Source organism: Postechiella marina, assembly GCF_039538365.1.
Taxonomy (GTDB): domain Bacteria; phylum Bacteroidota; class Bacteroidia; order Flavobacteriales; family Flavobacteriaceae; genus Postechiella; species Postechiella marina.
Genome location: NZ_BAABCA010000006.1, coordinates 281,703 through 296,402, shown reverse-complemented (window position 1 = coordinate 296,402; position 14,700 = coordinate 281,703). Strand labels below are relative to the sequence as shown.

The following is a 14,700-nucleotide window of genomic DNA, read 5'->3' as shown; positions in this document are numbered from 1 at the left end:
GCTAAAAGCTAATTTAAAATATGGCATTAATAGGAAATAAAGAATACTATAAAGGTATTGGAGAAATTAAGTTTGAAGGAAAAGAATCTGACAATCCGTTAGCATTTAAATATTATAATCCAGACCAAGTGGTTGCAGGAAAAACAATGCGTGAGCATTTTAAGTTTTCGGTGGCGTATTGGCATACATTCTGCGGACAAGGATCTGATCCTTTTGGACCAGGAACACAACAGTTTGAATGGGATAAGTCTTCTGATGCTATTCAGGCAGCAAAAGATAAAGCAGATGCTGCTTTTGAATTTATTACAAAAATGGGGTTTGGTTACTACTGTTTTCACGATTACGATTTAATTCAAGAAGGTGCCACTTTTTCAGAGTCTGAGAGTCGATTATCTATAATAACAGATTATATAAAAGAAAAACAAGCTGCTTCTGGAACTAAATTACTTTGGGGTACAGCAAATTGTTTTTCTAATCCGCGTTATATGAATGGGGCGTCTACAAATCCAGATTTTAATGTTGTTGCTCGTGCTGGAGGTCAAGTTAAATTGGCTTTAGACGCTACTATTAAATTAGGCGGAGAAAATTATGTGTTTTGGGGAGGTCGCGAAGGTTACATGTCTTTATTAAATACAGATATGGGGCGTGAGTTAGACCATATGGGGCAGTTTTTAACCATGGCTAGAGATTATGCTCGTGCACAAGGTTTTAAAGGTAACTTTTTTATAGAGCCAAAACCAATGGAGCCATCTAAGCACCAATATGATTTCGATTCTGCTACAGCTATAGGTTTTTTAAGAGAATACGGTTTAGATAAAGATTTTAAAATAAATATAGAAGTAAATCACGCTACATTAGCTCAGCATACATTTCAGCACGAATTAGAGGTGGCTGCAAAAGCAGGAATGTTAGGTAGTTTAGATGCTAACCGTGGCGATTACCAAAATGGATGGGATACAGACCAATTTCCTAATAACATTCAAGAAACTACAGAGGCTATGTTAGTTTTTCTTAAAGCAGGTGGTTTACAAGGTGGAGGCGTTAATTTTGACGCTAAAATTAGAAGAAACTCAACCGATTTAGAAGATGTATTTCATGCACATATTGGTGGAGCAGATACGTTTGCTAGAGCTTTATTAATTGCAGACAAAATTATAACATCATCACCTTACGAAAAATTAAGAACAGAACGTTATAGCTCTTTTGATGCGGGGAAAGGTAAAGATTTTGAAGACGGAAAGTTATCTATGGAAGATTTATACAAAATAGCTCAAGATAACGGAGAGTTAAGTTTACAGAGTGGTAAGCAAGAGTTATTTGAGAATATTGTAAATCAATATATTTAAAATAAAAACACCTTTTAACGCCCTTGTACTTGGTGTTAAAGGATATAAAATAAAAAGCGAATTGTACATGCTTGGTGTTCAGTTCGCTTTTTTAGCTTAAATTAATAAGCTATTATTCATAACATAAATAAACTTAAACAATTAAAAATAAAATTATGGGAATTATTTCTTTTGTAGGTTTTACATTGCTAGTGGCAATAATAGCTTATTATGCTACTAGAAATACTAACGAAAACACATCTGATGGGTATTTTCTAGGAGGCAGAAGCTTAACAGCTACTGTAATTGCTGGTTCGTTACTATTAACCAACTTATCTACAGAACAAATAGTAGGTTTAAATGGAGATGCTTACAGAGATGGTATATTGGTAATGGCTTGGGAAACACTTGCAGCTATTGCCATGGTTATTACTGCAGTATTTTTATTGCCACGATATTTAAAAGGAGGTATTTCTACCATTCCCACTTTTTTAGAAAGACGATTTGATAGTACAACAAAAGCATTAACATCGGGTTTGTTTTTAACAGGTTATGCTGTTGTTTTGTTGCCTATGGTATTATTTACAGGTTCTAAAGCCATTAGTGGTATGTTTAATATACCAGAAATGTTAGGTGTAAGCGATTGGGCATCGGTCTGGATTTGCGTTTGGGCTATAGGTATAATAGGTTCTATTTATGCTATTTTTGGCGGTTTAAAGGCAGTAGCAGTGTCAGACACTATAAATGCTATTGGTTTGTTAATTGGCGGACTTTTAATCCCTGTTTTTGGATTAATTTCGATAAGTGAAGATGGAAGTGTTTTTGGAGGTTTAGCTAAGTTAACCACAGAAAATCCAGAGAAATTTAATGCCATTGGTGGTCCGGACTCTTCAATACCATTTGCAACCATTTTTACAGGGATGATGTTGGTGCAGCTGTTTTATTGGGGAAGTAATCAACAAATAATTCAGCGTGCATTAGGAGCAAAAAATTTAGCTGAAGGTCAAAAGGGGTTAACTATAGCTGCTTTTATTAAAATACTAGGCCCAATAATAGTGGTTTTACCAGGTATTATTGCTTTTCATAAATATGGAGCAAATATGCATACTAGCGATGTATATCCAACTCTAGTAGCCGATGTATTGCCAGAGGTTTGGATTGGTTTTTTCGCAGCAGTATTATTTGGAGCCATTTTAAGCTCGTTTAATTCGGCTTTAAACAGTTGTGTAACCTTATACGGAGTAGACATTTATAAACAATTTATAGATAAAAATGCAAGCGACGAAACCGTGGTAAAAAAAGGGAAGCGTTTTGGTGTTTTTTTAGCTTTTTTTGCCATGATAATTGCACCGTTTTTAGTTTATGCCGATAGTATTTTTGGATACTTGCAAACTGTAAACGGAGCTTACAGTGTGCCTATTTTAACCGTTATAATTATTGGTTTTGTAACTAAAAGAGTGCCTGCAATAGCAGCAAAAGTGGGCGTTATATTTGCCTTTTCAATTTATGTGATTTATATTATTTTGGCAAATGGATTGGGAGTGATTGATTTGCATATGTTACATATGCAGGCCCTAACCTGTGTACTTACAGTAGTAATAATGTTGGTAATAGGTAAGTTAAAACCCCGAGAAACTGATTACGAGCTGGCATACACAGAGCAAGTCGATGTAACCCCATGGAAGCCTGTTAAAATAGTGGGTGTGTTTATTTGCTTAATCGTAGTATCTACCTATATTATTTTTAGATAAAAGTATAGCAGAAAATGTATAAGTCTTTAGAATAATATGCTTTAGATATTTTTTATGGCTTAACTAAAAGTTGTGCTTACGGTAGTCGCTTTTTTGTATTGCATATTTACAATATAAACAGAGTTTTAATAAACCTAATGTTAAGCGTTGTCAAAGTGTGCAGTAAGTGTAGTATAAATTAAAGTGTTTTATAGCTTTTAGAAAATGCCAGATTTATTGGTTTTCTTCAAGATACATTTTACGTACCTTTTTAAATAAATTAGACGAGTAAACAAAATCTGTTACCACATCGTTATCGGTTTTAAAAATAGTTTTGTTAGATCCTTCCCAGGCTTTTAAACCATTTTTTAAGAATAGAATTTTTTCTCCAATTTCCATTACAGAATTCATGTCATGAGAATTTATAACTGTAGTTATTTGATATTCGTCTGTAATTTCTTGAATTAAATTATCTATAACTATAGATGTCTTGGGGTCTAATCCAGAATTTGGTTCATCACAAAATAAATATTTCGGATTATTTACAATAGCGCGAGCAATGGCTACACGTTTTTGCATACCTCCAGAAGCCTCGCTTGGCATTTTTTTATGAGCATCTGGTAAGTTAACACGTTTTAAAACAAAATCTACACGATCTTGCATTTCGCTTTTACTTTGCTTAGTAAACATTTTAAGCGGAAACATAACGTTTTCTGCAATAGTCATAGAATCAAAAAGCGCACTGCCTTGAAAAACCATACCTATTTGCGCACGCATATTTCTTTTCTCGTCGTCGCTTAGTTGGCTAAAAATTTGTCCATCGTAAGCAATAGATCCATCTTCATAATTAAATAAGCCCAATAAGCATTTTAAAAAAACCGTTTTTCCAGAGCCACTTTGCCCAATAATAAGGTTAGTTTTCCCTTTTTCAAAAGTAGTAGTAATCCCTTTTAAAATATGGGCTTCTCCAAACGATTTATGTAAGTTTTTAACCTCTATCATTAGCCTAGCATTACACCTGTTAAAATATAATTTAATAAAATAATAACTACCGATGTCCAAACAAAAGCAGTTGTACTTGCTTTTCCCACTTCAAGTGCGCCTCCTTTCATGTAAAAACCATGAAAAGAAGGTATTGTAGCTAGTATAAAAGCAAAAACAAAGGTTTTAATAAACGCATAAATAACGTGAAACGATTCAAAATCTGTTTGAATCCCTGTAGTGTAATCTGCTAATGTCGAGTAGCCTCCAAACACACAAGCAGCCATACCTCCTAAAATACCCAAAAACATGCCAATAGCAATAGCAAAAGGGTAAAGCATTAAGGCTACCGTTTTAGGAAAAACTAAATAGTTTAAAGCGTTTATACCCATAACTTCAAGGGCATCAATTTGTTCTGTAACACGCATAGAGCCTATGCTCGATGTTATAAAAGACCCTACTTTTCCTGCCATAATTATAGAGGTAAACGTAGGTGCAAATTCTAAAATTATAGATTGTCTAGTTGCAAAGCCAACTAAGTATTTTGGTATTAAGGGACTTTCGATGTTTAAAGCTGTTTGAATGGTAATAACACCGCCAACAAAAAATGAAATAAAAGCAATAATACCAAGAGATCCAATGATGAGGTCGTTAACATCATTAAAAATAAGTTGCCTCATAACACTCCATTTGGTAGGCTTTCGAAACATTTCTCGAATCATTAAAAAGTAAGCGCCAATATTATGAAGGTAGGTCATAAAATAAATTATTAGGCTAAAGTAAAAAAAAGTTAGGTGTATTTAACTATTAATTAAAATTTAGATAGTTGTAAATATGTATTTTTGCCAAAATTTATAAAGGTAAAAATAAGGATTATGAGGAAGTTGTTATTTGTGTTTATTGTGGTGTGTTTTACTTGGTCTTCTTATTCTCAGAAGAGTATGGAGGGGTCTCATGGTAAAAAATCTGAGTTTTCTAATCCAAAACTAGTAGTTGGTATTATTGTAGACCAAATGCGCTACGACTATTTAACGCGTTTTTATAGTAAGTATGGCGAAGGTGGATTTAAGCGTATGATGAATGAAGGTTTTAATTGTAAAAACAATCATTTTAATTATGTGCCAACATATACTGGGCCAGGGCACGCTTCTGTTTTTACCGGAACAACACCAAAAAATCATGGTATTATAGCTAACGATTGGTATGACAAGGAAACTGATAAAATGGTTTATTGTGCAGAAGATAATACAGTTTTAGCGGTAGGAACCAGTTCTGAAGCAGAACGAATGTCTCCTCGAAGAATGAATACTACAACTTTTGCAGACGAGAATAGATTGTTTACGCAAATGCGAGGTAAAAGTATAGGTATTTCTATAAAAGATAGAGGTGCTATTTTACCTGTAGGGCATACAGCAAATGCAGCTTATTGGTTTAGAGGTAAAGACGAGGGGAAATTTATTACCAGTAATTACTACATGGATAATTTGCCTAAATGGGTGCAAGACTTTAACAACTCCAATACTGCAAAGTCTTATTTAAAAGAATGGAAAACTTTATACGATATTTCTACTTACACAGAAAGTGGTGACGATTTAAATAATTTTGAAGGCGGATTTAATGGAAAAAAAACAGCAACATTTCCTTATGATTTAAAAGCGTTAAGCAAAAAAAATGGCGGTTTTAATATCTTAAAACAAAGTCCTTATGGTAATAGTTTATTAGCAGATTTTGCTATAGAAGCAATTAAAAATGAGGCTTTAGGAAAAGATAAAGATACAGATGTTTTAACAGTTAGTTTTTCTAGTACAGATTATGTAGGTCATAATTTTGGTGTAAATTCAAAAGAAATTCAAGATACATATTTACGCTTAGATAAGGATTTAGAACGTCTTTTTAATACGCTAGATAAAGAGGTTGGACAAGGCAGTTATACCGTGTTTTTAACAGCAGATCATGGTGCTGTAGATGTACCTTTATATTTGCAAAGTTTAAAAATTCCTTCTGGGTATATTAAGTCTAAAGATCTTAAAGATGCTTTAAAATCTTTTTGTTTAGAAAGGTTTAAAACAGATGGGTTAATAAAAAATGTTAGTAATAATCAAGTCTTTTTAAACAGAAACAAGGTTAAAGAATTAGGGTTAGATTTATCTTATGTACAGCAAACACTAGTTAATGAGATTATAACCTATGGTAAAGTTTATAAAGCCTATTCTGCTACTACGATGAGTACAAGCTATTTTTCTGAAGGGATAGAACACTTATTGCAAAATGGATATAACCAAAAACGCTCTGGAGATATTTTAACTGTACCATACCCAAATCATATTTTTTATAGAAAAACAGGAACATCTCATGGTTCTGGATTTAATTATGATACACATGTACCACTTTTATTTTTTGGTTATGGAATAAAACATGGGGCAACTTTACAGAAAACAGTAATACCAGACATTACCTCTACAATATCGGCGCTTTTAGGTATTAGTTTTCCTAACGGAGCATCTGGGAAACCTTTAGAATTTATTTTAGAGTAATTTATTTTGAATAAAAAAACAATATATTCTGCTGTGGCACTCCTAATACTTTTAGGGGTGTATAGTTATGAATATTTTTTAGAAGAAGAAGAAGTTGCTACTATAGTTAAAAAAGGAAAAATAGTAAAGAAAGATACTAATGAGTATTTTTTGCCAACAAGCACTACCGGACAAATTGTGCACCATCAAGGGTATTCGTTGTCATATAACGAAAAACATGAACAAGCTGAGTGGGTAGCTTACGAGTTAAAAAAATCTCATTTATCTTCAATTAATCATAAGAGACCCTATTTTGAAGTAGATAAAGCAGTTAAAACAGGAGCTGCACATTGGCGTAATTATAAAAAGTCCGGTTTCGATCGCGGTCATTTGTGCCCAGCAGGAGATAGGCGTTATTCTAAATCTGCGCACGACGAAACGTTTTTAACTAGTAATATATCGCCACAAGAGCACAAGTTTAATTCTGGAGTTTGGAATAGGTTAGAGCAAAAAGTACGTTATTGGGCTGGTAAATATAATGGTGTTTTCGTGGTTACTGGTGGCGTTTTAAAAGGTAGTATGAAAACTATAGGAGACGAAGAAGTAGCTGTGCCCAATCAATTTTATAAAGTCTTAATAGATAACAATACAGGTAAAACGAAAGTTATAGCTTTTTTAATGCCACATAAAGATTCTAAAAAGCCTCTTTATGAGTTTGTAGTATCTGTAGATGAAATTGAAAAGTTAACAGGTATCGATTTTTGTCCGCAATTAGAAGATAAACTGGAGAACAAATTAGAAGCTTCTACAAATTATAAAAATTGGAGTTTTTAGTGTATTATAAAAACTTACCTCTAATACCTTTCCAACGAAGATTTCTAATAAATTGGCCTTCTTTTTTAGAAACTAAATACTCAATATTTTTTCTTTTAGCTTTAAAATAACCCGACATATAATCTTTAAACAAAGAAAAACTTCTTTTCTTATAAGCCAATTTTAAGGCAGAAATTAAAGTAATGGTTAAGCCATACCGCATTTTATACATAGCTTCGCCTTGTAGGTATTTTGATGCCTTATTATAGCTTATTCCCGTAGGTTTTAGGTGTTTTACATGCAGAGATTCATCGGTTAATATGTTCCAATTATAATATTTAGCTAATAATTCATCAACTGTATCCCAACCCATTGAAGGTTTTAGTTTTCCTATTTCTAAAAAGCAAGCTTTAGTATAGGCTTTTAAAGCGCCACGAATATGATCTTTATTTGTTAAGTTTTCTAGTATCCATGTATTGTTTTTTTCTATGTAGCAAAAGCCAGCAGCCATGCCTAAATTTTTATCTGCTTTAAAATGATTTGAAATGGTTTCTAAATAATTATCAGGAAAAATTAAATCGGCATCAAATTTGCAAATTACATCATAGTTGTCATCCAAAATATTATAGCCTTTGTAAAAGGCATTTATTATTTTAGAACCAGGTAAATGCTTGTTTGAAGATATAGAGTTTACTATATGTAGCCATTTATGCTTTTTGGCATAGTCTTCAACAATATTTTTAGTTTTATCGGTAGAATTATCATTAACAACAACAACTTTTTTAGGCAATAGTGTTTGGTTAGCTAAAGAGTTTATAGTTAATCCAATAGAACTTTGCTCGTTGTGCGCTGGAATGATAATGTAAAAATTCAAAATATAGTAAGCTTTATATGTTAAAAGTTAAACTCTTTCGGCATAAATAATGTAATAACGAGGTGTAAACCAACGTAAAATAGGGCGAATACCAATTTTTTTTGTTGGATTAGTCCATTTTTGTCTATCTATAATTTTCCAACCTGCTTTTTCCAATAGCCAATCGAACTGCCAATCTTCAAATTCGTGGTAATGCCTGTCTAGCATATCTGTTTTGCTTCTGTAGGCCGAAGAAAACCATAATTTTAAAGGGACACTTGCTACTAATTTATTCGATTTTATAGATTTTAAAACTGTAAAAGGGGAGAGTAAGTGCTCAAAAATTTCAAAAGCAGTAACTACCTCTGCTTCAGATTTTGTAATGGTAGAGGTGTCAATGTCTAGATCTTCGCCTTTGGTGTTTTCAACAGAAAAATGGTGGTCTTTCATAATTTTAGAAAACGGATTAACAACTCCTAAATCTAGAATAGATTCAGAAGTTGAAATGTGTTTTTCTAAAAATTCTATAGTATGTTTAAAACGCTTGTTAGGAAAGGTTTTTTCGTACATAAATTAAGTCTATTTTTCATTTCCTTTTAGAGAAATTTGAAATAGCAATATACGCAATATTATTAATGCTTATAAACAATCGCGTTAATATTCATGCCAGCACCAACGCTTGCAAATATAATAACATCGCCTTTATTTATTTCTTGATTTTCTAATTCGCCTTTTAAAATTTGATCGTATAAGGTTGGTACGGTTGCAACACTTGAGTTTCCTAATTTACTTATAGTCATTGGCATAATGCCTTCTGGCATGGCCATATCGTATAGTTCGTAAAAACGTTTAACAATGGCTTCGTCCATTTTTTCGTTAGCTTGATGTATTAAAATCTTTTTAACGTCGTTTATTTTATAACCACTATTTTCTAGACAAGATTTTATGGCTAAAGGCACATTGGTTAATGCAAATTCGTAAATTTTACGACCATACATTTTTATGTAACGACGGTTGTCGTCTAATTCTGGGTTATTACTTTCTCCAAAATATAAATAATGTGCTTCGTCTAAAGAATATGTGGCAGAATTATGGGAAATAACACCGCCTTCTTCAGTTGTTTGTTCTACAATTACTGCACCAGCACCATCGCTATAAATCATTGAATCTCTATCGTGCGGATCTGTAATTCTAGATAAAGTTTCTGCTCCAATTACTAAGCATTTTTTAGCAATTCCAGCATTAATAAAAGCATTGGCTTGTATGACGCCTTCTACCCATCCAGGACAACCAAAAAGTAAATCGTATGCTTTACAATTTGGTGTTTTTATTTGAAGTAAATGTTTTACTCTTGATGCTATACTTGGTACAGTGTCGCTTTGTATACTGCCATGTCTTACATCTCCATAATTATGAGCTACAATAATATAATCTAAGTCTTCTCGATTGATTTTAGCATCTTCTATAGCCTTTTCTGCTGCAAAAGATGCTAAATCTGATGTGTTTAAATGGTTCTTGGCATATCTACGTTCGTCAATACCCGTAATGGCCTTAAATTTTCTAACTATAACTTCGTTTGATGCTTTAATAATAGAGCCATCGCTATTTAAAAATTCGTGGTTATGGAAGTTTTCATTTTTTTCAATATTTGCTGGGATGTAGCTTCCTGTTCCGGTGATTTTAATACTCATAAAAAACTAATTTACTAAAAGTGTTATGCGTGCATACTAAATTAAGCAACTTTTTAGATATAGCAATTTATGTTTAATTAAAATTACGATGTTCAACCACTTTTTTAAGCCTCTGCATAAGCTTCAATAGGTGTACAAGTACAAATTAAATTCCTGTCTCCGTAAGCATCATCAACACGTCTTACACTTGGCCAAAACTTGTTATCCTTTACAAAGTCTAGCGGATAAGCAGCTGTTTCTCTAGAGTAAGGGAATAGCCACTCGTCGTTAGTAAGCATACTTAACGTGTGTGGTGCATTTTTTAAAACGTTATTTTTATCTTCTTTCGATACGCTGTCTATTTCTTTTTTTATAGAAATCATAGCATCACAAAAACGGTCTATTTCATCTTTGCTTTCACTTTCTGTAGGTTCTATCATTAAAGTTCCTGCTACCGGGAAAGATACTGTTGGTGCATGAAAGCCATAATCCATTAAGCGTTTAGCAATATCTGTAACCTCAATACCATTGGCTTTAAAAGGTCTACAGTCTACAATCATTTCGTGAGCAGCTCTACCGCGTTCTCCAGAGTAAAGTGTATCGAAATGCCCTTCTAAGCGTTGCTTAATATAGTTGGCGTTTAAAATGGCTGTTTTAGTAGATTGTGTTAACCCCTCTGCGCCTAACATTTTGATGTAACCGTAAGATATTAAACAAGCTAATGCAGAACCAAAAGGTGCAGCAGATATAGCTGTAATGGCTTTATCTCCACCGGTTTTAAATAAAGGGCTTCCTGGTAAAAATGGCTCTAACTGTTTCGCTACACATATTGGGCCTACACCTGGGCCACCACCTCCATGAGGAATAGCAAATGTTTTATGTAGGTTTAAGTGGCAAACGTCTGCACCAATATTTCCAGGATTAGTTAATCCTACTTGGGCATTCATGTTGGCCCCATCCATATATACTTGGCCTCCGTTATCGTGAATTATTTGTGTAATTTCTTTAATGGCAGATTCGTAAACACCGTGAGTAGAAGGGTAGGTAACCATTAAACAAGATAGGTTGTCTTTGTGTAAAATGGCTTTTTCTCTTAAGTCTTCTACATCTATGTTTCCTTCTTCTGTAGATTTTGTTACAATAACCTTCATCCCAGCCATAACTGCACTCGCAGGGTTTGTACCGTGTGCAGACGACGGGATTAAACATATATTTCTGTGGTGGTCGTTTCTAGATTCGTGGTATGCTTTTATAACCATTAAACCAGCAAATTCACCTTGAGCACCAGAGTTTGGTTGTAAAGATGTAGCAGCAAAACCTGTAATTTCTGTAAGTTGATCTTCTAATTTTTTTAAAACCGTTAAATAACCTTTGGCTTGATTTTTTGGGGCAAATGGATGAATATTACCCCATTTAAACCAACTTAGTGGTAACATTTCTGATGCTGCATTAAGTTTCATGGTACAAGACCCAAGAGATATCATAGAGTGGTTTAACGATAAATCTTTACGTTCTAAAGATTTTATATAACGCATTAGTTGCGTTTCTGAGTGGTGTTTGTTAAAAACATCTAGAGTTAAAAAATTTGATGTTCTTTGTAAAGACTCATCAATATTATTAAATTTTAAAACAGTAGATACTTCAATAGTTTCTTTACCTGCAGCTTCTGCAAAAACAGAAATTAAATAGTTTATATCTCTAATAGCTGTTGTTTCGTTAATAGATATAGTAACAGTGTTTTTGTCTGGGTAGTACAAGTTTACCTTTTTATCTATTGCAATTGCTTTTATTTTTTTTGCTTTTGTTTTTATTTGAAGCGTATCAAAATAAGAGGTGTTTGTTTGCTCGTAGCCTAATTCTTTTAAGGCTTTTGCTAAGGTTGCTGTTTTATTATGAACTTTGTTAGCTATAAATTTCAAGCCTTTTGGTCCGTGGTAAACAGCATACATACCAGCCATAACTGCTAACAATACCTGTGCTGTACAAATATTGGATGTAGCTCTGTCTCTTTTTATATGTTGTTCTCTTGTTTGTAAAGCCATGCGTAAGGCTCTATTGCCATTGGTGTCTTTTGTTACACCAATTATACGACCTGGTAAATCACGTTTGTAAGCTTCTTTTGTTGCAAAGTAGGCTGCATGCGGACCACCATAGCCCATAGGTATACCAAAACGTTGCGTTGTACCCACAACAACATCTGCTCCAAATTTACCAGGAGCTTCTAGTTTTACCAAACTTAAAATATCGGCAGCTACTGCTACTTTTATATTTGCTTCTTTCGCATTTTCTATAAACGATTTTATATCTGTTACCTGCCCGTCTTTTCCAGGGTATTGTAAAATAGCACCAAAGAAATCTGAAGAGAAATTAAAAGTATCCTCTTTACCAATAACAAGCTCAATGCCTATTGGATTAGCTCTAGTTTGTAATAATGATAGGGTTTGAGGTAATATGTTTTCTGAAACAAAAAACTTACTTATACCTGCTTTTTTCTGTGCACGATCTCTAACAGCAAATAATAAACTCATCGCTTCTGCTGCTGCTGTACTTTCGTCAAGTAATGAAGCATTTGCTATTTCCATACCTGTTAAATCGGTAATCATGGTTTGGAAATTTAATAAAGCTTCAAGTCTACCTTGCGCAATTTCTGCTTGGTAGGGCGTGTATGCGGTATACCATCCTGGATTTTCAAGAATGTTTCGTTGTATTACAGCAGGCATAATTGTTGGGTGATAGCCTAGACCTATATATGTTGTGTAAGCTTTATTTTTTTTAGATAAATCATGAATGTGTAAAAGATACTCATGCTCGGTCATTGGTTTATCAAGATCAAGACCTTTTTGTAATCTAATATCATCCGGAATGGTTTCGTAAATTAGTTGGTCTAAAGAATCGACACCAATAGTTTCTAGCATACTGTTTTGGTCGTTTTCATTAGGACCAATATGACGTAAAGCAAAAGCATTTGTATTCATTAAGCTAAATTGTTTAAATAATTCGCAAAAATAAGTAAATAAAGCATGATTTTTTTGAGAAAAGTGGAAAGTTTTTAACCATTTTAATATGTTGTCAACACTTTGATTATTTTTGTGAAATGAAGCTTATAAAGCAACTTTTTAATTTTTATATAAATAGTAGTGTTCACGTTGCATTATCTGTATATGCTTTATCTTGGATTACGCTTTTAGAGTTTGGTAAAGCCTACAACGAAAACATCTTATGTTTTAATTTTTTTGCTACCATTACTGGGTATAATTTTGTAAAATACTTTGGGGTTGCAAAATTTCATCATAGACGATTAACCACTTGGTTAAAAGCCATACAATTATTCTCTTTAATTTGTTTTGTTTTAATGTGTTTTTATGCGTTGAAGTTAGAGCTAAAAACCTTGGTTTATATTGGCGGTTTGGGGTTGCTTACCTTTTTATATGCTATTCCTTTTTTGCCAAAGCGTTTGTTTCTAGATAGTCAGCAGAATTTAAGAAGTATAGGCGGATTAAAAATTTATTTAATAGCTTTAATTTGGTCTGGTGTTACAGTTTTTTTGCCATTAATAAACACCAATGTTTTGTTAGGTGCCGATGTTTTTATTACAGCAACTCAGCAGTTTTTATTTATCATGGCATTAATGCTTCCGTTTGAAATAAGAGACTTACAGTATGATAGTTTAAAGTTGTCTACCATACCACAAAAAATAGGGGTAGTAAAAACAAAATTAATGGGTGTTTTATTGCTTTTTGTTTTTTGTTTGCTTCAATTTTTTAAGAATGATATTATTGCAGTTAATACTTCGGTTTTAATAACTATAGCTTTAATAACAGGAGTTTTAATTTTAATATCTAAAAAAGAGCAGGGAAAATATTTTAGCTCGTTTTTGGTTGAAGGTGTACCGGTTTTATGGTTAATTTTTATGCTATTGTTTAACTAAAGCGCGTTTTCTTTTATTGCTTTTTCAAGCTCTTTTCTCATGGCTTCTTTACAATCGTCATCTAAACAGTCTACATTCGATTGTTTAACAATCTTAGTTAATTTTGAATTATTACTACTATATTTTCTACAAGCTGCACAATATAATAAATGAATATTTAACTTTATTTTTTCCCAAAATGTAGAGTTTTTATATTGTGTTTTATTGCAAACATGTTGTGCTTCATCACACGCTAAAAATATTTTATTCTTTTTACTCATAATTTAAAACCAATTTTCTTCAAGGCAATTAGCCATTGCTGTTCTTGCTCTGTGAATAATTACCCAAAGATTAGACGCAGTGATATTTAGTTCATTACAAATAACTTCTGTTTCGTAATTTAAAATGGTTTTCATTTTAAAAACATCAGATTGTTTTTTAGGGAGTTTGTCTAAACAATTATAAATAGCGCTGCTTAACTCTTCATTTTCTATAGTGTCTTCAGCAGTTTTATCAAAAGGGTCTGCAACACGTTCTTCTAGCCAATCACCTTCATTTTCTTCACCAGAATAGGTCATTCTAACTTCGGCTTTACCTTTTTTAGAATTTATTTTTCTGTAATGATCTATAATTTTTCTTTTTAAAATAGAGATAAGCCAAGTGCGCTCGCTAGCTTCACCTTTAAAATTCTTCATAGATTTTAAACCTGCTAAAAAAGTATCTTGAACAAGATCTTGAGCTATTTCTCTATCACTTACACGAGATATAGTATAGTTAAAAAGATAATCAGAATATAAATCAATCCATTTATTAGGATTTATTTTATGGTTTGGCATTGATAAACAATTGTTTTTTTCAAAAATAGCATAAAATAATTAAAAACTGTTTTTATTCCAAAATCATTTAAA

Annotated in this window: 13 protein-coding genes; 5 read left to right on the top strand and 8 right to left on the bottom strand. The window is 32.7% G+C overall.

Annotated features, from left to right (window positions below; genetic code table 11):
- Window positions 1–20: 20 nt before the first annotated feature.
- Both xylA and ABD715_RS14930 read left to right on the top strand, forming a co-directional pair.
- Window positions 21–1,346, top strand: coding sequence for a xylose isomerase (xylA, locus tag ABD715_RS14935; protein WP_344789108.1), 1,326 nt, complete (start codon window positions 21–23; stop codon window positions 1,344–1,346).
- A gap of 155 nt (window positions 1,347–1,501) precedes the next feature.
- Window positions 1,502–3,076 (top strand): solute:sodium symporter family transporter, encoded by a 1,575-nt coding sequence (locus tag ABD715_RS14930; protein ID WP_344789106.1) that lies wholly within the window; start codon window positions 1,502–1,504, stop codon window positions 3,074–3,076.
- A 213-nt stretch (window positions 3,077–3,289) separates the two neighbouring features.
- On the opposite strand, the gene ABD715_RS14925 is transcribed toward ABD715_RS14930, so the two are convergent.
- Together ABD715_RS14925 and ABD715_RS14920 are read right to left on the bottom strand one after the other, a co-directional pair.
- Window positions 3,290–4,057, bottom strand: coding sequence for an ABC transporter ATP-binding protein (locus ABD715_RS14925; RefSeq protein ID WP_344789105.1), 768 nt, complete (start codon window positions 4,055–4,057; stop codon window positions 3,290–3,292).
- Window positions 4,057–4,794 carry an MlaE family ABC transporter permease gene (locus tag ABD715_RS14920; protein ID WP_344789104.1) on the bottom strand — a complete coding sequence of 246 codons (738 nt, stop codon included), beginning with the start codon at window positions 4,792–4,794 and terminating at the stop codon, window positions 4,057–4,059. Before ABD715_RS14920 ends, ABD715_RS14925 begins: the two co-directional genes overlap by 1 nt.
- A 117-nt stretch (window positions 4,795–4,911) precedes the next feature.
- On the opposite strand from ABD715_RS14920, the gene pafA reads away from it, so the two are divergent.
- Complete coding sequence (pafA, locus tag ABD715_RS14915; RefSeq protein WP_344789103.1) at window positions 4,912–6,570, top strand: alkaline phosphatase PafA; 1,659 nt, start codon at window positions 4,912–4,914, stop codon at window positions 6,568–6,570.
- A 6-nt stretch (window positions 6,571–6,576) separates the two neighbouring features.
- Window positions 6,577–7,383, top strand: coding sequence for a DNA/RNA non-specific endonuclease (locus ABD715_RS14910; RefSeq protein WP_344789102.1), 807 nt, complete (start codon window positions 6,577–6,579; stop codon window positions 7,381–7,383).
- A 4-nt stretch (window positions 7,384–7,387) separates the two neighbouring features.
- Here ABD715_RS14910 and ABD715_RS14905 read toward each other — a convergent pair whose 3' ends face one another.
- The 4 genes from ABD715_RS14905 to gcvP all read right to left on the bottom strand — a co-directional run bounded on the left by ABD715_RS14905 (window position 7,388) and on the right by gcvP (window position 12,860).
- Window positions 7,388–8,236 carry a glycosyltransferase family 2 protein gene (locus ABD715_RS14905; protein ID WP_344789101.1) on the bottom strand — a complete coding sequence of 283 codons (849 nt, stop codon included), beginning with the start codon at window positions 8,234–8,236 and terminating at the stop codon, window positions 7,388–7,390.
- 27 nt (window positions 8,237–8,263) lie between these two features.
- Window positions 8,264–8,785: a methyltransferase gene (locus ABD715_RS14900; protein WP_344789100.1), complete on the bottom strand. Its 522-nt coding sequence runs from the start codon at window positions 8,783–8,785 to the stop codon at window positions 8,264–8,266.
- A 62-nt stretch (window positions 8,786–8,847) separates the two neighbouring features.
- Window positions 8,848–9,906, bottom strand: coding sequence for a 3-oxoacyl-ACP synthase III family protein (locus tag ABD715_RS14895; RefSeq protein WP_344789099.1), 1,059 nt, complete (start codon window positions 9,904–9,906; stop codon window positions 8,848–8,850).
- Window positions 9,907–10,010: 104 nt separating this feature from the next.
- Window positions 10,011–12,860, bottom strand: a complete 2,850-nt coding sequence (gene gcvP, locus ABD715_RS14890) for an aminomethyl-transferring glycine dehydrogenase (protein WP_344789098.1) — start codon at window positions 12,858–12,860, stop codon at window positions 10,011–10,013.
- Window positions 12,861–12,979: 119 nt separating this feature from the next.
- Between gcvP and ABD715_RS14885 the strand changes: the two genes are divergently transcribed.
- The gene (locus ABD715_RS14885; RefSeq protein ID WP_344789097.1) at window positions 12,980–13,813 is read left to right on the top strand and encodes a UbiA prenyltransferase family protein; all 834 of its coding nucleotides are present in this window, start codon (window positions 12,980–12,982) and stop codon (window positions 13,811–13,813) included.
- On the opposite strand, the gene ABD715_RS14880 is transcribed toward ABD715_RS14885, so the two are convergent.
- Together ABD715_RS14880 and ABD715_RS14875 are read right to left on the bottom strand one after the other, a co-directional pair.
- Complete coding sequence (locus ABD715_RS14880; RefSeq protein WP_344789096.1) at window positions 13,810–14,073, bottom strand: hypothetical protein; 264 nt, start codon at window positions 14,071–14,073, stop codon at window positions 13,810–13,812. The two genes, ABD715_RS14885 and ABD715_RS14880, sit on opposite strands and share 4 nt — an antisense overlap.
- Window positions 14,074–14,076: 3 nt before the next feature.
- Window positions 14,077–14,628: a sigma-70 family RNA polymerase sigma factor gene (locus ABD715_RS14875; protein ID WP_344789095.1), complete on the bottom strand. Its 552-nt coding sequence runs from the start codon at window positions 14,626–14,628 to the stop codon at window positions 14,077–14,079.
- Window positions 14,629–14,700: the final 72 nt, after the last annotated feature.